The organism is Hydrogenophaga sp. UC242_50, assembly GCF_042697355.1.
Taxonomy (GTDB): Bacteria; Pseudomonadota; Gammaproteobacteria; order Burkholderiales; family Burkholderiaceae_C; genus Hydrogenophaga.
The window spans coordinates 3032187-3052007 of sequence record NZ_CP170553.1; the positions used below are offsets into that span (position 1 = coordinate 3032187).

Consider the following 19821-nt stretch of genomic DNA (forward strand, 5'->3'; position numbering starts at 1 on the left):
GATCAGTAGTTGTCGAGCACGGCGCCCTTGCTGGCGCTGGCCGCGTTGAACGCGAACTTGGCCTGCACGCCGCGCGTGTAGCGCGGTGCCGGGGGCGTCCAGCCTTCACGGCGCTTGGCGATCTCCGCTTCGGGCACGTTGAGTTCCAGCACCAGTTGGTGGGCATCGATGGTGATGGAGTCGCCTTCCTTCACGAAGGCGATCGTGCCACCTGCGGCGGCTTCGGGCGCCACGTGGCCCACCACCATGCCCCAGGTGCCGCCGGAGAAGCGGCCGTCGGTGATCAGGCCCACGCTCTCGCCCAGGCCCGCGCCGATCAGCGCACCGGTGGGGGCGAGCATCTCGGGCATGCCGGGGCCGCCCTTGGGGCCCAGGTAGCGCAGCACCATCACGTCGCCCGCGACGATCTTGCCGTCCAGGATCGCCTGGAGCGCGGACTGTTCGTCGTCGAACACGCGCGCCGGGCCGGTGATGACGGGGTTCTTCAGACCGGTGATCTTGGCCACCGCGCCTTCGGGCGACAGGTTGCCCTTGAGGATGGCCAGGTGGCCTTCCGCGTACATGGGGTTGTCGATGGGGCGGATCACGTCCTGGTCGGCGCGCGGCGCATCGGGCACGTCCTTGAGCACCTCGGCCACGGTCTGGCCGGTGATGGTGAGGCAGTCGCCGTGCAGCAGGCCGGCCTTGAGCAGCACCTTCATGACCTGCGGGATGCCGCCGGCCTGGTGCAGGTCGACCGCGAGGTACTTGCCCGAGGGCTTGAGGTCGCACAGCACGGGGGTCTTCTTGCGGATGCGCTCGAAATCGTCGATGGACCATTCCACGCCGGCCGCGTGCGCGATGGCCAGGAAGTGCAGCACCGCGTTGGTGGAGCCGCCGGCTGCGCATGATCACGGCCACGGCGTTTTCCAGCGACTTCTTGGTCACGATGTCGCGCGGCTTGATGTCCTTCTTGATCGCCTCGATCAGCACCTTGGCCGATTCCTTGGCCGAGTTCTGCTTCTCGTCGTGCGGGTTGGCCATGGTGCTGGAGTACGCCAGCGACAGGCCCAGGGCCTCGAAGGACGAGGACATGGTGTTGGCGGTGTACATGCCGCCGCACGAGCCGGAGCCGGGGATGGCGCGCATCTCGATCTCGCGCAGGTCTTCGTCGCTCAGGTTGCCGGCGGCGTTCTGGCCCACGGCCTCGAACACGCTGACGATGTTGAGGTCCTGGCCCTTGTAGCGGCCGGGCAGGATGGTGCCGCCGTACACGTAGATGGCCGGCACGTTGGCGCGCAGCATGCCCATCATGCCGCCGGGCATGTTCTTGTCGCAGCCGCCGACCACGACCACGCCGTCCATCCACTGGCCCTGCACGCAGGTCTCGATGCAGTCGGAGATCACCTCGCGGCTGACCAGCGAGTACTTCATGCCTTCGGTGCCCATGGCCGATGCCGTCGGAGATGGTGGGCGTGCCGAAGATCTGGGCGTTGCCGCCGGCTTCCTCGATGCCGGCCACCGCCGCGTCGGCCAGCTTCTGCAGGCCGCTGTTGCAGGGGGTGATGGTGCTGTGGCCGTCTGCGACGCCCACCATGGGCTTCTTGAAGTCGCTTTCCTCGTAGCCCATGGCGTAGTACATGGAGCGGTTGGGCGCGCGCGACTTGCCTTGCGTGATGTTGGCGCTGCGGCTGTTGATGGGCTTGATGGAGATGGTTTTGTTGTCGGCCATGGAGGTCTCTTCGTGGGGAGGGTGCGGGAAGTATGCGTCAGGCCGGCGGCCGTTTCCAATTGCTTTGGCGGCTTCCATTAATATGCTGGACATATGAGTGATGCCATGAAAACGCTGCGCATTGAATTGCGCCAGTGGCGCCAATTCGCGGCGCTGGCCGAAGAGCTGCACTTCGGCCGGGCCGCCGCGCGCCTGCACATGACGCAGCCGCCGCTCACCCAGGCCATTGCGGGGCTGGAGCAGGCGCTGGGCGTGCGCCTGTTCGACCGCACCAAGCGCAGCGTGGCGCTCACGCCCGCGGGCCGGGCCTTGCTGCCCGAGGTGCGCGACCTGCTGGGCCGGGCGCAGGCGCTGCCCGAGCTGGCGCGCGCGGCCGCCGCGGGTGAACTGGGCCGGTTGCGGCTGGCCTTCGTATCCACCGTGGGATTCGAATTGCTGCCGCGCTGGGTGCGCGCCTTTCGCCAGCGCTGGCCGCAGGTGGCGCTGGAGCTGATCGAGGCCACGGGCGACGTGCAGCTGGAGCTGCTCGCGCGGGGCGAGGTGGACGCGGGCATGGTGCTGCATTCCCCGGGGTTCCAGGCGCCGGGCCTGGCGCACGCGCGCATCGCCAGCGAGCCCTTCGTGGTCGCGCTGCCCGAGTCGCACCCGCTGGCCGCGCGGGACCACCCGGGGTTGGCGGCGCTGCTGGCCGAGCCGCTGGTGATCTTTCCGCGGCGCATCCTGCCGACCTTGCACGACGCCATCTTCGCGCTGTACCACGCGGCGGGGCGCGCGCCGCAGGTGGCGCAGGAGGCGATCCAGATGCAGACCATCGTCAACCTGGTGTCGGCCGGGCTGGGGCTGGCCTGGGTGCCGCAGAGCGTGCGGCAGTTCCAGCGCCCTGGCGTGGTCTACCGCAGCCCCAGGCCCTCGCGGGGGCGGGCCGCGCCGGCGTGCGAGACCAGCCTGGTCTGGCGCGCCGACGCGGTCACGCCGGCGCTGGCCCACTTCATCGAATTCGCCCGCACACAAGCTGGACCACAATAGAACCATGCTTCAACATCCCCAGATCGACCCCGTCGCCCTCCAGATCGGCCCGCTGGCCGATCCACTGGTATGGCCTGACCTACCTGCTGGCCTTCGGCCTGTTCCTGCTGCTGGCCAACGCGCGCCTGCGCCATCCCCCGTTCGCCAGCGTGACCCAGCCGCCCTGGACGCGCCGCGACGTGGAGGACATCCTGTTCCTCGGCGTGCTGGGCGTGGTGGCCGGCGGGCGCATCGGCTACTGCCTGTTCTACAAACCCGCGTACTACCTCGCCAACCCATTGGAGATCTTCGCGGTGTGGCAGGGCGGCATGAGCTTCCACGGCGGCCTGCTGGGCGTGATGCTGGCCATGGTCTGGTACGCGCGCAGCCGCCGGCGGCCCTTCATGCAGGTGATGGACTTCGTGGCGCCCTGCGTGCCCACGGGCCTGGCCGCGGGGCGCCTGGGCAACTTCATCAATGGCGAGCTCTGGGGCCGCGTGGCCGACCCCTCGCTGCCCTGGGGCATGGTGTTCCGCGGCGCGGGCGATCTGCCGCGCCACCCCTCGCAGGTGTACCAGTTCCTGCTCGAAGGCCTGCTGCTGTTCGTGCTGCTGTGGTTCTACGCGCGCAAGGAGCATGCGCGCCGCCAGGTGTCGGCCGTGTTCCTGTTCGGCTACGGCGTGTTCCGTTTCATCGCCGAGTTCTTCCGTGAGCCCGACGCCCACCTGGGCCTGCTCTCGCTGGGCATGAGCATGGGCCAGTGGCTGTGCGTGCCCATGATTCTGGCCGGCGCGTTCATGTGGTGGTGGTTCGGTCAGCGCAAGACCTGAACGGTCGGTCAATACACGAGGTGCGCGCGCGCCTGGCAGTTGAGGGTCCGCAGGTGCACGTCGATCTGGCCCAGGTGCAGGCCCAGCACGTCGTGCAGGATGGGGGTGAGCACGCTGCTCCCGATGCCGTCGAGCAAGGGCCGCAGCACCTGCAGCAGGTAGCCCGTGAGCGCGGTGATGGCGTTGGGCACGCTATCGCCGCCGCCGGACGAGTTGCCGTTCAGGCTGTTGGCGATCTCGTTGACGCAGGCCGCGTCGTTGGAGCCGATGAGCGCGCTGCAACCTCCGATCACGCCGCCGAGCACGGCCCCCAGGATGTCGCCCACGCTGGTCAGCAGCCCGCCGACCAGGTTGCCCACCCCGGTCAGCAGGCCTTGCAGGTTGAGTGTCAGGGTGTGGCTCAGCAGGGCCAGCACGTCGCTGCTCAGTCCGCCCAGGAATCCACCGAGGCCGTTGGTGGTGTTCTCGATGCCGGCCTTGACGTTGGTCAGGCGGGTCACGCGGCAGGCCCGGCTGCCGCAGGCCGCGCCTTGCGCGTTCCACAGGTTCTGCGCTGAGGCCTGGCGCTGCGCCAGGGTCAGGGCCGGCCCCCGATCGAGCGTTTCCACCAGCAGGGCTGCGCAGCAGCGCGTCGGTGATGTTCTTGACGGTGCTGCCCAGCAGCAGGTCGTTGCCCACCGTGCCGGTTTCGCCAGCCGCCAGGGTCACGCTCGCCTGCAGCGGCAGCGCGTCCATCTTGAGGTGCGTGCGCAGGCTCACCAGGTTCACGGGCCCCAGGCCCAGGCGCAGCAGGTCTTCGTCGGCCAGGTTCTGGTCGCAGCTCGCGCTGGTGGAGAAGATTTCATTTTCATTGGCCGGGTTGGCGCCCGGCCGGCCCACGCAGACCTTGACGATGGAGGCGTTCACCGCGATGGATGCGCGCTCCGTGCCGTCGGGTTTGCGCAGCGCGGGTGTGCACATCTCGGTGAGCGTGCCCCGGCCGTTGACCAGGTCGACCATGATGGGCAGCTTGATCTGCGCGAACTGGTTGATCACCGGCAGGTTGCTGGTGCTGATCTCGATCCAGGTGCGCAACTGGGCGGTGTAGGCCGTGGCGCCCACGCCGCCGATGGCCACGGAGGGCGGCTCGATCAGCACGGTCTTCGCGCTCACCAGGCCGGCCAGGCTCAGGCCGTTGACGGCCACCGCGTGCTTCTGCGTGCGCACACCGATGGCCGAGTACAGCAGGTCCAGCGCGTTCACGCCCACGTTGAGCGCCGAGGCGGCGTTGGCGCCGGGGGCGATGATCTCGGCGAACAGGCCCGAGGGCCCGCTGGCCAGGCTGCCGAGCTGCACTTCCAGGTTGGGCACGCCCAGGCGGGCTGCGCACGGCGTTGAGCAGCGCGGCGTTGCTCGCCAGCAGCGTGTCCTGCCCACCGGCCGTGACGATGGCGTTGAGCAACGGCCCCAGCTGCACGGTCTCGGCCGCGAGCAGGGTGTTGAGTTCGCCCACGCCGATGTCGGTGGCGACCGGGATGCCCAGGGCTTGCAGCAGCCCGGCGGGGGTGATCTGCACCTGCGCCAGGCCGTCGTAACCCACCAGCGAGGTGCCGGTGAGGTCGAGCCCGATGCCCTTGAGCAGGTCGCCCAGCACCGAGTCTCCGGTGCGCAGCAGGGTGCTGCCCACCGAGAACGAAGCCAGCGGGTCGGTGGCGGCGGCGATCGCTTCGGCCCGCAGGCTGCGCTCGCCCGGAAAGAAGGCGAGCAGGGGCGGTGGCGTGCCTTCGATCACCACGTGCATGGCGTTGAAGGCGGTCTGACCAGCGGTGAAGTGGCGTTCCGTGCCCTGCGCCGGGTCCCAGCGGCCGCAGGCCACCACGGGCGTGAAGCCGGCGAGGTTCTGGCCGGCGTTGGTGAGAGCCGCCGCGCGGGCCGCGGTGCAATCGGCCGGCAGCACGGCCGAGGCGCCGGCGATGGCCGCCAGGTCGGCCGTCTTCTGCAGCTCGCGCTTCATGAAAAACAGGTAGCCCAGTTCGGTGCCCACGAGCGCGATCACGATCAGGCTGAGCGCGATGGCCGTGTTGATGACGATCGAACCGGACTGGCGGCGTGACATGGTCAGAGCGCGGCGATGGCGCGGCTGGTGAGCGTGCCGGGCAGCCACTGGCTGGTGTCGAGCAGCGGCACCCAGGGCAGCAGGCGGCCGGCGGTGTAGGGGAAGGACACCGTCACGGTGAGCGTGGTGTTGGGGGTGGCGACGTTCACGCTCGCGGTCTGCGTGAGCCAGGCGCGGCGCGTGGCCGGCGTGTTGCTGTGCGCCAGCGGCACGATCACCGAGCCGCTCAGCGAGTCCCAGACCACGCTCTCGATGTGCGACTTGGCCGTGGCGAGCTCGGGGCCGGTGGCGGTGCGCAACTGGGGAAACATCTGCGCCGCGCGCGCACCGTCCGCCGCCGCGCGCGACAAGGCCTGCTGTGTGTAGAGCACGACGCCGAAGGTGGCGATGCCGTAGAACGCCAGCAGCAGGCCCAGCAGCACGAAGGCGAATTCGATCGCCGCCACGCCGCGCTGCCGGCGGTTCACAGCGCGCTCCCGTCGAGCAGCACGCTGGCCCGGCCCACCAGTTCGTTGGGCAGGGCAAAGGACGGGAAGGGTGGCAGCACCTGGTGCAGGTCGCCCAGCCGCACGGTGACGCTCACCTGGCAGCGCAGCGCCCACGAGGTGCCGCAGGGCAGTGTGCCGGCGGGCTGCAGGCAGGTGCCGGTGGCGGTCTGGCAGACCTCGGGCAGCGGGATGGTGAGCACCGCGGCCGTGGGCTTCCAGCCCAGGGAGCGGTCTTCGGCCACCTGCTGTGCCTTGAGCTGCCGCGCGGCCAGGCTGTTCTGGTGCCGCAGGGCCGCGCGCGCGCCGTCTTCGGCCGCGTTCTGCAGCCCGAAGCGGAAGGTGAACAGGATGCTGTAGCAGACGATCGAATAGACCACGCCGAAGAAGAGCAGGAAGGCCATGGCGTACTCGATGGCGTACACACCGCGCTGGCGCCGGTGTCGGCGAAGGAGGGCCTGGGCCGGGCGCATGGCCGTGAACCGCTGGCCTTACTTGGTCTGCAGCCGCGAACCGAACCAGACCGGCAGTGGCTGCTCGAAGCTCTTCATGTAGCGCTGGTGGCTGGCCTCGGCCACCGCACCGTCGATGGGCCGTGGCGTGGCCGAGGTCTCGCGCCCCTCGCGCTGGCGCTGCAGCAGCTCGTGGGTGGCGTCCCCCACGCGCGCGGAAGGCGCGGCCGGGGTGGCTGGCGCCGGGGCCGATTGCGCCCACAGCGGCGGCGCCACCGCGAGCGCGGCCCACAGGGCCAGGCATCGCAGCGGGTGTGGGTGGTGCGTTCTTGTTTTCATGGAACCTCCTGAGGGTGTGACAGCGTGAGAGATCAGGGCGTTGCGCAGGGCCGGGGGCGTGGCGAGCATCGGGCTCAACCGCAGGCCGGTCTGCACCGCCAGGGTGCCCGCCTGCGGGCGTTGCGGCGCGAGTTCCTGGGCCAGTTGTTCGATCGCCTGGCGCGTGGCGCCGCTGAAGCGGGCTTCGTCCATCACCTGGCGGGCCTGCTCGGTCTGGCCCTGCGTGAGCAGGTACAGCGCGAGGTTGCTGCGCACCCTGGGGTGGGTGGGCAGCAGCTGCGCGGCCTGTTGCACCGGCAGGCGCGCGGCGTCGAAGCGCTGCGCGCGCAGCAGGGCGTAACCCAGGTCGCTGAGCAGCAGGCCGTCGGCCGGCAGCACCTGGCGCGCGCGCTCGAACATCTCGGCCGCGCGCGTGTAGTCGTCGCTGGCGCCGGCGAGCAGGCCCAGGCCCCGGTAGGCGGCGGCGCGCTCGGGGGTGTCGAGCAGCTTGTCGTACAGCGCCGCGCTGGGCGCGGGCTGGCCGGTCTGGCGCAGGGCGTCGGCGCGCAGCAGGCGGGTTTCGGAACTGACCCCCCAGCGCTGCTCCAGCGCGTCGATGTGGGCGAGCGAGGCGAACCACATGCCGTTGCCCTGCATCTGGCGCACCAGCGACAGGTAGGTGGGCCGGTTGTCCAGCGTGGGTTCGCGGGCGGCGGCCTGCGCGGCTTCGAGCTGCGCCGCGTCGGGCAGCGAGGCGCAGGCGCCCAGCGCCAGGGCGCCGGCACCGAGCAGCAGGCTGCCGCAGGCGCGGCCGAGCGAAGAGAGGCGGGTGGAGGCGGTGGTGTTCATGATCCGGTCATGCTCCCGACGGAGCGGATGATGGCGAGGAAACCGGGACCCGCGGTGATGATCACCAGCGCGGGCAGGAGGGTGGTGACCATCACGACGGTCATCTTCACGGTGATCTTTCCGATAAGCGCCTTCATGCCGGCCTTGCGGTGCACGCGCAGGCGCTCGCTGAACTGGCGGATCGGTTCCTGGATGGCACCGCCGTGTTTGTCGACCTGGTTGATCAGGGCGACGAAGTCCATCAGGTGCTGGTTGTCGTGCAGTCCGGCCATGCGCTGGTAGGCCTGCTCGCGCGTGCGGCCCTGGCTGTACTGGCGGTTGGCCTGCGCCACTTCCGCGCCGAGCACCGGCAGCACGTGCTGGAAGTCGCTGGCGATCACCTGCAGGCTCTGGTCCAGGCTCAGGCCCACGCTCTGCAGCAGGCCCAGCATGTCCACGAACAGGGGCAGTTCGTGCGCCACGCGCTCGCGGCGCTGGCCGGCGCGGTGCTTGAGCAGCCACTTGGGGCCCATGAAGCCGACGGCGAAGGCCGCCGCGGACCACAACAAGGCGTTGCCCGAATGGCCCCAGGCCAGGTGGACCAGCACGGGCAGGCCCAGCGCCAGCACGGCGCGCGAGATCAGCAGGGTGAGCTGGGCGCGCACCGGCGGCAGGCCGCATTGCTGGATGAGGCGGCGGTCTTCATCGGCCACGAGCAGCCGGCCCAGGCGGCTTTCCAGCCAGCGCGCGGGCCAGTGGCTGCCTTGCAGGAAGGCCAGTTCGTCGGGCAGGGCATGGGCCGGTGTGGCGTTCTCGCCCAGGGCCCGCTGGATGACCTGCGCCGTGGTCTGGCGCTGCGCGTGCTGGTGCAGCAGCAGGCCGGCGGCCATCGCCAGGGCCAGGGCCAGCAGCAGCACGGCCAGGATGGACAGGGGCAGGGCGCTCATGGTGGGTTGCCTCGGATCAGGACAGCCGCGCCAGCCGGTAGAGCAGCAGCGCGCCGAATGCCTGCAGGCCGATGGCGCCGAACACCATGGCCTGCCCCGTGGGATCGCTCCACATGCGCGCGAAGTAGTCGCCGTTGGTGGTGACGATCGCCCCCCCGACCACCACCGGCAGCAGACCCAGGATCCAGGCCGAGAAGCGCGTTTCGGCCGACATCGCCACCAGCTCCTGTTCGGCCTCCTCGTGGTCGCGCATGAAGTGGGCGACGCGTTCGAGCAGCACATCGGATCGGCCGCCGTAGCGCATGCCCAGGCCGAGGATGGAGGCCAGCAGGAAGATCTCTTCGATGTGCACCTTGCGCGCGATCTGCAGCAGCGCCTGGTCGATGTTCACGCCGGCCTTGATCAGGCCCATGGCGTTGTCCATGTGGCCGCGCAGCGGCTGCTTGGTGGTGGCGCACGGCGGTCTGGAACGCGGCCTGGGTGGAGTGGCCCATCACGATCAGGCGCACGATCACGTCGAGAAAGCCGGGCAGTTGCCGGATGATCTGGCGCCGCATGCGCTGCACCCGAAGCCAGATGAAGAAGGCGCCACCGATGAGCAGCACCGCGAGCAGGCCCAGCGCGCTCACGGCGCCCGAGCTCAGCGCGGTGACGCCGACCGAGACGGTGGTGGCGGCCAGCCCGCCCAGCAGCGCGCCGGGCGGCACCGCGCCCAGCAGCCAGCCCGGCAGGCGCACGGCGGGCTTGCGGGCGGTGGTCGAGGAGGGCAGCGGCACCACCGGTGGGGGCGCGCCAAACCGAAGCGAACCCGAGGGCAGCGGGTTGGCGGCCACCGGGTCGATGCGGTCGGCCAGGTGGCGCTGGGCCAGCTGGCGGCGCTGGCGCCGCACCGAAGCGGCCCACAGCAGCACGCCGACGGCGGCCAGCAGCAGGGCCACGGCGAGGGCGACGGCGCTGCGTTCAGGCATGGCCGTGCTCCGTGAGCTGGGCCTGCAGGCTCTGGCGCAGGCGCGCGATCTTGGGGGAGTGCGGCACCACGCCCATGGCGATCCAGCGATCGCCCTCCTGGCCATCGGGCTGCGTCACCGGTTCGTGGCGGAACAGCTCCTGCATCGCGACCACGCTGTCGTTCAGGCCGGTGATCTCGCTGATGGAGAGGATGCGGCGCGTGCCGTTGGGCAGGCGGCCGATCTGCACGATGAAGTCGATCGCGTTGGCGATCTGGCGGCGCAGGCTGAGTTCGCTGCCCTGGTAACCCCCGAAGCCCGCGAGCATCTCCAGGCGGTACAGGCATTCGCGCGGCGAACTGGCGTGGATGGTGCCCATGGAGCCGTCGTGCCCGGTGTTCATGGCCTGCAGCATTTCGATCACCTCGCCGCCACGCACCTCGCCCACGATGATGCGGTCGGGCCGCATGCGCAGGCTGTTGCGCAGCAGGTCGCGGATGCGCCACGCTGCCCGAGCCGTCGTAGCCGCCGGGGCGGCTCTCCAGCCGCACCACGTGCGGGTGGTTGAGGGCGAGTTCGGCGGTGTCCTCGATGGTGACCACGCGCTCGGTGTCGGGCGCGAAGTTGGCCAGCGCGTTGAGCAGCGAGGTCTTGCCCGAGCTGGTGCCGCCGCTGACCAGGATGTTGCAGCGCGAGCGCACCGCCATCTCCAGCAGGTGGCCCATGGCCTGGTCGAAGGTGCCGAGCTCGAACAGCTCCTCGGGGCTCAGCGGGTCCTTGCGGAACTTGCGGATTGACACCGCCGGGCCGTTGATCACCAGGGGCTCGATCACCACGTTGATGCGGCCGCCGTCGCTCAGGCGCGCGTCGACCATGGGGTTGGACTCGTCGAGCCGGCGGCCGATGGGCGCGAGGATGCGGCGGATGATGCGCATCAGGTGCTCGTTGTCGGTGAAGGCCACGTGCTCCTTCTGCAGCATGCCGCGGCGCGATACGTAGACCAGCTTGCTGCCGTTGATGAGGATGTCCTCCACGCTCGGGTCGTTCAACAGGTCTTCCAGCGGGCCGAAGCCGGCGAATTCCTTGGTGAGGGCATCGGCGAGCAGTTGGGTTTCGCGCGCGTTGATCGGCACGCGGTGCAGGCGCACCTGGCTCTCGCATTCGAGGTTGACGAATTGCTGCACCGAGCTGCGCGACCAGCGCCCGAACTCGGCTCCGAGTTCCTCGATGCGGTTGAGCAGGTGTTCGTGGATGAAGGTCTTGACGGTCTGGAACTCGTTGGAGTTCAGGAAGGCCTGCTGGTTGTCGGAAAACTCGACGTGGTTCGTCATGGCCTGTTACCTCCGGTGGATCCACTTGTTGAGCATCTGCGCCACGCGCGGCGTCCACGGTGGGGGCTCGCCGCCGTCGGGCGGCGCGCTGCCATCGATCCACGGCAGCAGGCCGCGCACCATCTGGCCGACCGCCTGCACGTAGGGGTCGTTGCGCGCGGATCGCGCCAGCAGCTGGCCCTGGCACGAGGCCGCCAGCAGGGCGCTGGCGCGCGCCGGCAGCACGTGGCTCAAGGGCAGGCCGAGCTGGTGGGCGATGTCCAGCGCGGGCAGGTTCACGAACGGCTCGAACTTGTTGACCACCAGCGAGAGCCGCTGCATGTTGACGTCGTGCTCGCGCAGTTCGCGCAGCAGCGAGGCGGTGGAGACGATGCCGCCGATGCTCTGGTCGCAGACCACCCAGACCTGGTCGGCGTTGCGCGCGACCTGGGCCACGAAGTCGATCGACGAGAAGCCGCCGAGGTCGGCGATCTGCACGTCGAAGAAATCGGTCAGGCGCTGGACCAGCGAGACCGACTCGGCGTGCGAGATCTCGCGGATCTGCGCCAGGCTGGCCGGCAGGGGCAGCACCGCCGCGCCGCTGGCGTGCTGCACCAGCGCGGTCTGCAGCAGGGTCGGGTCCAGGCGGTGCAGGTTGTGCACGCCGTCCACGAAGCTGAACTCGCTCTTGAGCCCGAGGTAGAGCAGGGCGTCGCGCGCGGGCAGCCCCAGGTCGAGCAGGGCCACGCCCTGGCGGTGGACCACGCGCCCGGGCACGCGGGCCAGGGCGGCCGCGCGCTGCTCCTGCAGCATCGCGGCGAGGTTGCAGGCCAGCGTGCTGACGCCCAGGCCGACGCGCGCGCCGAGCAGGGCGATGCTGCGGCCCTTGGCCTGCGGTGAGCGCTGGCCCTGGCGCCGCGCCATCAGGTCCTGCAGCACCGCCAGCACCTCGGTGGTCGGGCCGTCGAGGTCGAGGAAGTCGTCCACGCCCGCGCGCAGGGCGGCGAGCGTGGTGTTGGTTTCGTTCGCGTGGCCGGTGCCGATCAGCAGCAGCTCCGGCCAGTCGCGCCGCAGGGCGGTGGCCAGGCGCGTGCTGCGCAGGGCCTGGGCGCCCGAGAAGTCCAGGAACAGGGTGCGGGGCTGGGCCGTGGCGATGCGTTCGCCCAGCGCGGCTTCGTCGAGCGTGACCACCGTGACCTGGCCGAGGTGCCCCAAGGCCGCGTTCAGCCAGCCTGTGTGTTCGCCGTTGTCCGACGCGTACAGGTAGACGTTGCGGCTCTGGACCGTGGTGTGCAGGGGGGTGGGCATGGTGCTCATGGCGGGTGGCCGGGCGTCACCGGGAAAAACCGGGCAGGGCGTCGTCGGCGCCGTTGCCCACGAGGAAACCGCGCCAGAAGGCGGGGTCGCGCTGCTCGGTGCGACCGGGCAGGGCCGCATCCACCTGGGTGCCCTGTGCGAGCGGCTTGACGAGGTGGGGCGTGACCACGATCACCAGCTCGCGTTCGTTCTGCTGGTAGTCCTGGCGCTTGAACATCGTGCCCAGCACCGGCAGGTCGCCGAGCATGGGCACCTTGTCCACGCTGGAGGTGGTGGTGCGGCTGACCAGGCCGCCGATCACGAAGCTTTCGCCGTCGCCGAGTTCGACCGTGGTGTCGGCGCGGCGCGTGGTGATCGCGGGCACGGCGACACCGCTGAGCGTGACGGCGTTGGTGTAGTCGAGGTCGCTGGCCTCGGGCGCCACCTTGAGCACGATGCGCTGGTTGGACAGCACGGTGGGCGAGACGGTCAGTCCGATGCCGAAGGGCTTGTATTCGATGCTGGTGGTGCCCAGGCCTTGCGCCACGGGCACCGGAATCTCGCCCCCGGCGAGGAAGTTCGCGCTCTGGCCCGAGAGCGCGACCAGCGTGGGTTCGGCCAGCACGCGGGCCAGGCCGTTGCCTTCGAGCAGGCCCAGGTTCACGCCGATGTTGGCCTTGCCGAAGCTCAGCAGCAGGCCGAAGGCCTGCGCGAGAGGCGAGGTTATCTCGCCTTTGATCACACCGTCGCGCTCGAACCCGAAGGACTGGAGCGAGCTGGGCGAGAACACGCCGAAGCTGAAGCCGTGCTTGTTCGGTGCGGTGCTGAAGATGTTCAGCCCGGCCTGTTTGAGCACGCGCTTGTTGAATTCCACGATCTTGACTTCGACCTGCACGGTCTGGCTTTTCACGCTCAGGGTGGAGCGGTCGGCCAGCGGTGCCTTGTCGGGCTGCTGCGCCAGGGCCGCCTCGCGCGCCTGCTGGTGCTCGGCGGCCGTCGGGAAGGCGCCTTGCAGCACCGCGCCGTCGCGCTGCACGTGCAGGGTGTAGGTGGTGGCGGCGTCGCTGCCCCGCTCCCACACCAGCAGCGAGGTGCTGCCCGGGGCCTTGCCGGTGATGATGAGGCGGGCGCCCGGTGCACCCGATGCCGCGCGCGCCTTGCGCGTGACCATGACCGAGGCGACCTGCTCGTTGGCGATGGCGATGCGGTCCACACCCTTGTCGATCACCAGTTCCTGCTGCGTGCCCGCGGTCAGCCGCAGGAGCCGGTCGGTGCTCGCGCTGGCCGATGCGTCGCTCGCCGGTTGCGCGAACAGGCCACCCGAGGTGGCGGTGATCAACAGGCCGGCCAGCAGCGCCAGGCGGGGCCAGCGCGACGGCCGGGGAAGGGAGCGGGGTGTGGGCTTGAACATCATGCGGAGCACCTGGTGGGTTGACGCGCGTGGTCTCAATAGCGCACGGTGTCGCGGCGGTCGCCGCGGATGATCTCGACCTCGTGGCCCGTGGGGGCCGCGGTCGCCAGCACCGCGCGGGGCGCGGCGCCCGGCTGTGCCGGCCGGCGGGTGCCCGCCGCGCCGCCACCGGCCGCGAGGTCCTGGGTGGTCAGGCCGGCGAGCGCGCGGTCCATGCCGGTGAGCGCGCCGCCGCTGCGGCGGGCCGGCTGCAAGGCGGTCTGCAGCTCGGCGAACAGGGTGGGATCGGGTTCGGCGGTGTCGTTCGGGTGGCGCAGCGCCAGCAGCAGGCGGCCGTTGGCCTCGCCCAATGCGAGCCGGTTGACGTCTTCCACCGGCACGGCGAGCACGGCGGTGCGCGCGGGTTGCTGGTTGCCTGCCTGGGGTTTCTGGTTGCCGCGGCCCTCGCCGCTGGTGGGCATGCCGTCCACCGAGGCCGTGCCGAAGGCCAGCACGCGCTTGCGCGCCAGCAGCAGGCGCGACTGGCTGCGGTCCACGTCCCGGCCGTCGGCCTTGAGGGCGAAAAACACATCGACGAAATCGCCCGGGCGCACGCTGTTCGCGACGCCCATGACCTCGTCGGCCTTCACGGCCACGGCGCGTTCGCCGGGCTCCAGGCGCAGGGCCAGGCCGGACACCAGCTGGTTCTCGAGCAGCGGGGCGCCGGTGCCCAGGTCGAACACCGGCACGCGGCCGACCGCCTCGGCCACCGTCATGAAGGCGCCAGCCGGGTTGATGGGAAGTTGCGCCACGCGCAGCGCGCCGGCTTCGATGGCCTGGCCCGCTGGCAGCGGTTTGGTGCGCCACCACCACCGGGAAAGTGGCCTCGGCCGGCGCGAGCTGCGCAACCGGCTGCGGGGCGGCCACCGGCGGGGGTGGTTTGCGGCTGAGCATCCACGCATAGCCGATCAGCAGGAGCGCCAGCAACACCAGGACGCCAGCGATGATTTGGGTGAATCGGATCATGGTGTCGGGCCTTTGAAGGGATGGGTCGGTGTCCGCGGCGCTTCAGCCGCCAGCGCGCCAGGCCATGAAGGCGATGGTCGAGACGGCGAGATAGGCCGCCAGGGGGATCGGGCGTGTGCGCGACCCGGTGCCACGCGGCCGGCCCGAGAGCGCCAGCGCCAGGCGCGGCGCCAGGGGCCAGCGCTGCAGCGCGAGCCAGAGCAGGCCGTGCAGCCCGGCCAGCAGGCTGGCGGCGACCCAGATGGGCAGCAGCGGCTGCAGACCCACCCACAGGCCCAGGGCGCCCGCGAACTTGACGTCGCCCGCACCCATGAGTCCGAAGGCATAGAAACAGAGCAGGCCGCCGAACGCGGTGGCACCGCCCAGCAGGGCCTGCGGCCAAGTCAGGCCGAAGGGCTGCAGGTCCAGGGCCAGGGCGGCCAGCGCCAGTGCGATGCCCGCCAGCACCAGCCCGTTGCGCACCCGGCGCTCGAGGCCATCGTGAACGATGGCGATCAGCAGCCAGAGCAGCAGGACCAGTTTCATGGCGGGCAACCTCGGCCAGGGGGTGAGGTCAGGGGGTGGCCGCGCCGGTGGTGGCGCACCGTTTTCACGTGCGCAAAGATGGCGTTCAGCGTGCCCTTGACGCCGGCGTCGCTGTTGAAAACGGCGAGCAGGATGACCGCCATCAGGCCGGCGATGATGCCGTATTCGATTGCGGTGGCGCCTTCTTCGTCGCGCAGGAAACGGGTGATAGCTGCTTTCATGATGAACTCCTGTAGGGAAAACTGGATTGAGAACTTTGGATCGACTATCAATTGATCGGTCTTGCCGATCGGCTGGAAATGAGGCCCTTGGTTTTCATCACCGAGCGGTTAATCGGTGAGGGCAGATGGGTGGTTTCGATAATTCAACCTCCTTGCATGAAAGCCAATCCGATGCGACACCGGAAAGGCAATCCAACATTCCCTACACGCTTTGGGTTGTTGGCCCGAGAGCGCGCTGTGGTACTGCGTTTCCGCGGTGTTCAGCCCGTTGAGGTGATTTCCAGACGGATTCGCTTCGATCTGGCAATCGTATCGACGGGGCGATTGGATAATGAAGGGAAGTTAGGGGTTTGCACCGCCTATTAATTCGGTTTGATGCAATTGCCGTGAGGTATTTCGCAGGCAATGCAAAGTAATTGGGTCTTGTATTTTGACCAAATGGTCTTGTTTTTAAACAGGAAGTAGGGCGGCATGCAAAGATTTGCATGGGGACGGGCATTCGATTGCATCGATGGGCGAAATGGCTGGCAACCCGGGATGCCGATCCGCAGCCGCCCATGCCCGGCCTCGGCGGTACTTCGGGTAAGTCCGGGGTGTCGGGGGCGGGATGGGTGGTCTTAGAATTACGCGTAATTACAGATAATTTTGCAAACGACCGATGCTCAACTCCCTGCATGACGAAGTGGCAACGAAGCTGCGCGAGCGCATCTTCGCGGGGGTGCTCGCCCCGGGCAGCTTCGTCGACGAACCTGCGCTGTGCGCGGAACTGGCGATCTCGCGCACGCCGCTGCGCGAAGCCCTGAAGGTGCTGACCGCCGAAGGCCTGGTGCGGCACGAACCCCGCCGCGGCTGTTTCGTGAGCGAGGTCACCGAGCGCGATCTCGACGAGATCTTTCCCGTCATCGCGCTGCTCGAAGGGCGTTGCGCCTTCGAGGCCGCGAACAACGCGAGCGATGCCGACCTCGCGGCCCTGGAGCAACTGCACGACCGGCTCAACCGCAGCGCCCGGGCCCGGCTCATCAACGAGTACTACGACGCCAACTTCAAGATCCACGAGGCCATCATCACGCTGGCGAACAACCGCTGGCTGGCCCAGGTGATCGGCGACCTGCGCAAGATCGTCAAGCTCGCGCGCCTGCAGCAGCTGCACGCGCCGGGGCGGCTGGACCAGAGCCTGTCCGAGCACATGGCGGTGTTCGCCGCGCTCAAGGCGCGCGACGCCGAGGGCGCCGAAGCCGCCATGCGCACCCACCTCACGCGACAGCGCGTGGCCTTGCGGGAACTGGCCCGCAATCAGACATCGAGGCTTTCGGCATGACCCCACCCGACTGGTTGGCGCAAGGCGTCTCCCTTCTGCGCCCGACGGCGAAAGCCGCTGGCCCACGCTCGACCCAGGAGCGGCTCGATGCCACCTTGCGGCAGGACGAAGAGGCCATGTCGCCGCGCATGCTGCGCCAGTCCCTCCGGGACCTGCAGGCCATCGTGGACCCGTTGGTGAGCGAGGTCGAGGGCGGGCGCCGCGCGCAGGCCATGATGGACTGGTACGCCAGCGCTTCGCCGCCGCACCGGCGCGACCTCTGGCTGCTCATGAGCGAGCGCTTCGTGGCCGACCCCCAGCGCGTCAAGAAGGCGCAGGCCCAGTTCGCCGCCGCCGTGGGCACGCCCGACGAGGCCGCGGCCGAGGTGCTCTACCGGCGCGCCACCGTCTCGCCCCGGCGCCGCCTGCTGCAGCGCTTCAGCGCCAACCCCGAGGGCGTGCGCTTCCTGGTGGACATGCGCGCCGAGCTGCAGCCGCAGCTGCGCAGCGACAAGCGCCTGTTCGCGCTGGACGTGGAGATGGAGTACATGTTCTCCACCTGGTTCGACGTGGGCTTTCTCGACCTGCGCCGCATCACCTGGGACTCGCCGGCCTCGCTGGTGGAAAAGCTCATCAAGTACGAGGCGGTGCACGACATCCGCAGCTGGGCCGACGTGAAGAACCGGCTCGACAGCGACCGCCGCTGCTACGGCTTCTTCCACCCGCGCCTGCCCGAGGAGCCGCTGATCTTCGTCGAGGTGGCGCTGATGAACGAGATCGCCGCCAGCATCACGCCGCTGCTCGACGAGGCGGCCGCGCCGGCCGACCTGGGCAAGGCCACCACCGCCATCTTCTATTCGATCAGCAACACGCAGACCGGCCTCAAGGGCGTGAGCTTCGGGGACTCGCTCATCAAGCGCGTGGTCGAGACGCTCAAGCAGGAGTTCCCCCGCCTCAAGACCTTTGCCACCCTCTCGCCCATTCCGGCCCTGCGCGGCTGGCTCACGAAGAACGCCCCGGCCGAGATGCTCAAGGCCTGGGAGCGTGTGGACGAGCTGGCCGAAAACGCGCCCGAGCGCCGCGCGCTCATGGGCTGGGCCGCGCGTTACCTGGGCGACGAGTTGAACGAGGGCAAGCCGCTGGACCCGGTGGCGCGCTTCCACCTGGGCAACGGCGCGCGGGTCGAGCGCCTGAACTGGGCCGCCGATCCGTCGGCCAAGGGGCTGAAACAGTCCTACGGCCTGATGGTGAACTACCTCTACGATCTCAAGCGACTGGACAAGCACCGCGCCTCGCTCGCGCAGGGAAAGATCCCGATAGCCGCGGCCATCAAGGACCTCTATCTTTGAAGCCGCCATTTCAACCACAAGGAGACAACAGCATGACCGAGAGCCTGAATCGACGAGACATCCTGCGCGCGGCCGTGGCCGGCGCCACCCTCTATGCCACGGCGGGCCATGCCCAGTCGACCTGGCCCACCAAGCCGGTGACCCTGATCGTGCCGTTCCCGGCAGGGGGTGGCACCGATGCGTTTGCCCGGCCCATGGCCGCGCAGTTCGCGCGGCTCTCGGGCAAGAGCCTGGTGATCGACAACCGGGGCGGTGCGGGTGGCACGCTGGGCGCCAGCATCGCGGCCAAGGCCGCGCCCGACGGCTACACCCTCTTCATGGGCGCGGTGCACCACGCCATCGCGCCCAGCATGTACCCCAAGCTCGACTACGACATCGACAAGGACCTGGTGCCGCTGATCCTGGTGGCCAGCGTGCCGCAGGTGGTGGTGGTCAACCCCAAGCGCGTGACCTCCGCCAACTTCAAGGAGTTCCTCGCCATGGCCAAGGCCAACCCGGGCAAGCTCAACTACGCCTCGGCCGGCAGCGGCACCTCGCACCACCTCGCGGGCGAACTCTTCAAGCAGCAGACCAAGACCTTCATCACCCACATTCCCTACCGCGGCGCGGGCCCGGCGCTCAACGACCTGATCGCCGGCCAGGTGGACGTGATGTTCGACGGCCTGGGCTCGTCGGCCGCGCACATCAAGGGCGGGCGCATCAAGGCACTGATGGTGTCGGGCAAGCAGCGCAGCCCGGCCTTGCCGGACGTGCCCTGCGCGGCCGAGATGGGCCTGCCGGACTACAACGTGACCACCTGGTACGGCGTGTGGGCGCCCAAGGGCACGCCGGCGGACGCGCAGAAAGGCGCGATCGATGAAATCCGCAAGGCCGTGAGCACGGATGAAGCGAAAGCGGTCTGGGCCAACCAGGGTGCGGAATTCGCCAACGTGAGTGGCCCGCAGTTCGATGCCTTCGTCAAGGGCGAAATCCAGAAGTGGGCGCAGGTGGTCAAGGCCTCGGGCGCCACGCTCGAATGAGCGGCCGGGTTCACCTGGCCATCGATCACGCGCTGGCGCGCGTGACGCTGTCCCACCCGGGCAAGTTCAACGCCATGTCGCGCGCGATGTGGCGCGAGCTGAAGTCGGTCTTCACCGAGCTGCAGGCGCGCACCGAGTTGCGCGGCGTGATCGTGGCGGGCGAGGGCGGGCACTTCTGCGCCGGTGGCGACATCGCCGAGTACCCGGGCTTTCGCTTCGATGCCGACGCGCTGCGCGACTTCCACGAGAACGACGTGTGGGGCGGCCTGGGCGCCATGCTGGCCTGCGACCTGCCGCTGCTGGCGCAGATCGAGGGCAACTGCATGGGCGCGGGCGTGGAGATCGCCAGCTGCTGCGACATCCGCGTGGCCGGCGAGGGCGCGCGCTTCGGCGCGCCCATCGCCCGCCTGGGTTTTCCCATGGCCCCGCGCGAAGCCCAGTTGGTGGCGCGCGAGGCCGGCCTGGCGACCGCGCGCGAGATGCTGCTGGAAGCCGCCGTGCTCGATGCGCACGAGATGAAGGCGCGCGGTTTCCTGCAGGCGGTGCGGCCCGATGCCGAGCTGAGCGCCGAAGTGCAGGCCCGCGCGCAGCGCATCGCGCGCCTGGCGCCGCAGGCCGCGCGGCAGAACAAGCAGACCCTGCGCGCGCTCGGCGCGGGCCAGCCGGTGCAGGCCGTGGTCGAGCAGGCCTACCATTACGCCGCCCAGGCCGAACACCGCGAAGGCATCGCCGCCTTCCTGGCCAAGCGCCAACCCGTTTTCTGAATCCCT

At 69.7% G+C, this 19821-nt stretch carries 18 protein-coding genes and 3 pseudogenes; 7 read left to right on the plus strand and 14 right to left on the minus strand.

The window, feature by feature from the left end:
- Nucleotides 1-2: 2 nt before the first annotated feature.
- Nucleotides 3-1711 (minus strand): annotated as a pseudogene (gene ilvD / locus ACFJGX_RS15595) (dihydroxy-acid dehydratase).
- Between the two features lie 105 nt (nucleotides 1712-1816).
- Here ilvD and ACFJGX_RS15600 point away from each other — a divergent pair.
- A complete protein-coding gene (locus tag ACFJGX_RS15600; RefSeq protein WP_382325287.1) occupies nucleotides 1817-2737 on the plus strand; it encodes a LysR family transcriptional regulator in 921 nt (306 codons plus the stop codon).
- Between the two features lie 4 nt (nucleotides 2738-2741).
- A pseudogene (gene lgt, locus ACFJGX_RS15605) lies at nucleotides 2742-3546 on the plus strand (prolipoprotein diacylglyceryl transferase).
- An 8-nt stretch (nucleotides 3547-3554) separates the two neighbouring features.
- On the opposite strand, the gene ACFJGX_RS15610 reads toward lgt, so the two are convergent.
- The 7 genes from ACFJGX_RS15610 to ACFJGX_RS15640 form a co-directional block, all read right to left on the minus strand.
- The gene (locus ACFJGX_RS15610; RefSeq protein WP_382326518.1) at nucleotides 3555-4154 is read right to left on the minus strand and encodes a hypothetical protein; all 600 of its coding nucleotides are present in this window, start codon (nucleotides 4152-4154) and stop codon (nucleotides 3555-3557) included.
- A gap of 239 nt (nucleotides 4155-4393) precedes the next feature.
- Nucleotides 4394-5641 carry a TadG family pilus assembly protein gene (locus ACFJGX_RS15615; RefSeq protein ID WP_382326520.1) on the minus strand — a complete coding sequence of 416 codons (1248 nt, stop codon included), beginning with the start codon at nucleotides 5639-5641 and terminating at the stop codon, nucleotides 4394-4396.
- 2 nt (nucleotides 5642-5643) lie between these two features.
- Nucleotides 5644-6108: a TadE/TadG family type IV pilus assembly protein gene (locus ACFJGX_RS15620; protein ID WP_382325277.1), complete on the minus strand. Its 465-nt coding sequence runs from the start codon at nucleotides 6106-6108 to the stop codon at nucleotides 5644-5646.
- On the minus strand, nucleotides 6105-6599 hold the full coding sequence (locus ACFJGX_RS15625; RefSeq protein WP_382325275.1) for a TadE/TadG family type IV pilus assembly protein: 495 nt from the start codon (nucleotides 6597-6599) through the stop codon (nucleotides 6105-6107). Before ACFJGX_RS15625 ends, ACFJGX_RS15620 begins: the two co-directional genes overlap by 4 nt.
- 18 nt (nucleotides 6600-6617) lie before the next feature.
- Nucleotides 6618-7745 (minus strand): DUF3613 domain-containing protein, encoded by a 1128-nt coding sequence (locus ACFJGX_RS15630; protein ID WP_382326523.1) that lies wholly within the window; start codon nucleotides 7743-7745, stop codon nucleotides 6618-6620.
- Complete coding sequence (locus tag ACFJGX_RS15635; RefSeq protein WP_382325271.1) at nucleotides 7742-8671, minus strand: type II secretion system F family protein; 930 nt, start codon at nucleotides 8669-8671, stop codon at nucleotides 7742-7744. Before ACFJGX_RS15635 ends, ACFJGX_RS15630 begins: the two co-directional genes overlap by 4 nt.
- Before the next feature lie 16 nt (nucleotides 8672-8687).
- Nucleotides 8688-9083, minus strand: coding sequence for a type II secretion system F family protein (locus ACFJGX_RS15640; RefSeq protein WP_382325269.1), 396 nt, complete (start codon nucleotides 9081-9083; stop codon nucleotides 8688-8690).
- Between ACFJGX_RS15640 and ACFJGX_RS15645 the strand changes: the two genes are divergently transcribed.
- Complete coding sequence (locus tag ACFJGX_RS15645) at nucleotides 9082-9654, plus strand: hypothetical protein (RefSeq protein WP_382326525.1); 573 nt, start codon at nucleotides 9082-9084, stop codon at nucleotides 9652-9654. The two genes, ACFJGX_RS15640 and ACFJGX_RS15645, sit on opposite strands and share 2 nt — an antisense overlap.
- On the opposite strand, the pseudogene ACFJGX_RS15650 reads toward ACFJGX_RS15645, so the two are convergent.
- From ACFJGX_RS15650 to ACFJGX_RS15675, 6 genes and pseudogenes are all read right to left on the minus strand, one after another.
- Nucleotides 9632-10949 (minus strand): annotated as a pseudogene (locus ACFJGX_RS15650) (CpaF family protein). The gene ACFJGX_RS15645 and the pseudogene ACFJGX_RS15650 sit on opposite strands and share 23 nt — an antisense overlap.
- Before the next feature lie 6 nt (nucleotides 10950-10955).
- The gene (locus ACFJGX_RS15655; protein ID WP_382325264.1) at nucleotides 10956-12245 is read right to left on the minus strand and encodes a CpaE family protein; all 1290 of its coding nucleotides are present in this window, start codon (nucleotides 12243-12245) and stop codon (nucleotides 10956-10958) included.
- Between the two features lie 16 nt (nucleotides 12246-12261).
- Nucleotides 12262-13638 carry a type II and III secretion system protein family protein gene (locus ACFJGX_RS15660; RefSeq protein WP_382325262.1) on the minus strand — a complete coding sequence of 459 codons (1377 nt, stop codon included), beginning with the start codon at nucleotides 13636-13638 and terminating at the stop codon, nucleotides 12262-12264.
- 32 nt (nucleotides 13639-13670) lie between these two features.
- A complete protein-coding gene (gene cpaB / locus ACFJGX_RS15665) occupies nucleotides 13671-14576 on the minus strand; it encodes a Flp pilus assembly protein CpaB (protein ID WP_382325260.1) in 906 nt (301 codons plus the stop codon).
- A gap of 106 nt (nucleotides 14577-14682) precedes the next feature.
- A complete protein-coding gene (locus ACFJGX_RS15670; RefSeq protein WP_382325259.1) occupies nucleotides 14683-15165 on the minus strand; it encodes a prepilin peptidase in 483 nt (160 codons plus the stop codon).
- The gene (locus tag ACFJGX_RS15675; RefSeq protein WP_382325257.1) at nucleotides 15162-15386 is read right to left on the minus strand and encodes a Flp family type IVb pilin; all 225 of its coding nucleotides are present in this window, start codon (nucleotides 15384-15386) and stop codon (nucleotides 15162-15164) included. The genes ACFJGX_RS15670 and ACFJGX_RS15675 overlap by 4 nt, the downstream gene beginning before the upstream one ends.
- A gap of 658 nt (nucleotides 15387-16044) precedes the next feature.
- Here ACFJGX_RS15675 and ACFJGX_RS15680 point away from each other — a divergent pair.
- The 4 genes from ACFJGX_RS15680 to ACFJGX_RS15695 are packed head-to-tail and all read left to right on the plus strand — an operon-like array spanning nucleotide 16045 to nucleotide 19815.
- Nucleotides 16045-16704, plus strand: a complete 660-nt coding sequence (locus tag ACFJGX_RS15680) for a GntR family transcriptional regulator (RefSeq protein ID WP_382157300.1) — start codon at nucleotides 16045-16047, stop codon at nucleotides 16702-16704.
- A complete protein-coding gene (locus ACFJGX_RS15685; RefSeq protein WP_382157302.1) occupies nucleotides 16701-18032 on the plus strand; it encodes a malonyl-CoA decarboxylase domain-containing protein in 1332 nt (443 codons plus the stop codon). The genes ACFJGX_RS15680 and ACFJGX_RS15685 overlap by 4 nt, the downstream gene beginning before the upstream one ends.
- Nucleotides 18033-18064: 32 nt before the next feature.
- The gene (locus ACFJGX_RS15690; protein WP_382157304.1) at nucleotides 18065-19051 is read left to right on the plus strand and encodes a Bug family tripartite tricarboxylate transporter substrate binding protein; all 987 of its coding nucleotides are present in this window, start codon (nucleotides 18065-18067) and stop codon (nucleotides 19049-19051) included.
- Complete coding sequence (locus ACFJGX_RS15695) at nucleotides 19048-19815, plus strand: enoyl-CoA hydratase/isomerase family protein (protein ID WP_382325250.1); 768 nt, start codon at nucleotides 19048-19050, stop codon at nucleotides 19813-19815. The genes ACFJGX_RS15690 and ACFJGX_RS15695 overlap by 4 nt, the downstream gene beginning before the upstream one ends.
- Nucleotides 19816-19821: the final 6 nt, after the last annotated feature.

Bases quoted from the DNA above. Each gene is read 5' to 3' on its own strand.
- ACFJGX_RS15625 (WP_382325275.1), bottom strand. From the start codon at position 6,599: ATGCGCCCGGCCCAGGCCCTCCTTCGCCGACACCGGCGCCAGCGCGGT.
- ACFJGX_RS15635 (WP_382325271.1), bottom strand. From the start codon at position 8,671: ATGAGCGCCCTGCCCCTGTCCATCCTGGCCGTGCTGCTGCTGGCCCTG.
- ACFJGX_RS15640 (WP_382325269.1), bottom strand. From the start codon at position 9,083: ATGGGCCTGATCAAGGCCGGCGTGAACATCGACCAGGCGCTGCTGCAG.
- ACFJGX_RS15675 (WP_382325257.1), bottom strand. From the start codon at position 15,386: ATGAAAGCAGCTATCACCCGTTTCCTGCGCGACGAAGAAGGCGCCACC.
- ACFJGX_RS15695 (WP_382325250.1), top strand. From the start codon at position 19,048: ATGAGCGGCCGGGTTCACCTGGCCATCGATCACGCGCTGGCGCGCGTG.
- ACFJGX_RS15670 (WP_382325259.1), bottom strand. From the start codon at position 15,165: ATGAAACTGGTCCTGCTGCTCTGGCTGCTGATCGCCATCGTTCACGAT.
- ACFJGX_RS15660 (WP_382325262.1), bottom strand. From the start codon at position 13,638: ATGATGTTCAAGCCCACACCCCGCTCCCTTCCCCGGCCGTCGCGCTGG.
- ACFJGX_RS15680 (WP_382157300.1), top strand. From the start codon at position 16,045: ATGCTCAACTCCCTGCATGACGAAGTGGCAACGAAGCTGCGCGAGCGC.
- ACFJGX_RS15630 (WP_382326523.1), bottom strand. From the start codon at position 7,745: ATGAACACCACCGCCTCCACCCGCCTCTCTTCGCTCGGCCGCGCCTGC.
- ACFJGX_RS15600 (WP_382325287.1), top strand. From the start codon at position 1,817: ATGAAAACGCTGCGCATTGAATTGCGCCAGTGGCGCCAATTCGCGGCG.
- ACFJGX_RS15655 (WP_382325264.1), bottom strand. From the start codon at position 12,245: ATGAGCACCATGCCCACCCCCCTGCACACCACGGTCCAGAGCCGCAAC.
- ACFJGX_RS15615 (WP_382326520.1), bottom strand. From the start codon at position 5,641: ATGTCACGCCGCCAGTCCGGTTCGATCGTCATCAACACGGCCATCGCG.
- ACFJGX_RS15645 (WP_382326525.1), top strand. From the start codon at position 9,082: ATGGCGTTGTCCATGTGGCCGCGCAGCGGCTGCTTGGTGGTGGCGCAC.
- cpaB (WP_382325260.1), bottom strand. From the start codon at position 14,576: ATGCGTGGATGCTCAGCCGCAAACCACCCCCGCCGGTGGCCGCCCCGC.
- ACFJGX_RS15690 (WP_382157304.1), top strand. From the start codon at position 18,065: ATGACCGAGAGCCTGAATCGACGAGACATCCTGCGCGCGGCCGTGGCC.
- ACFJGX_RS15685 (WP_382157302.1), top strand. From the start codon at position 16,701: ATGACCCCACCCGACTGGTTGGCGCAAGGCGTCTCCCTTCTGCGCCCG.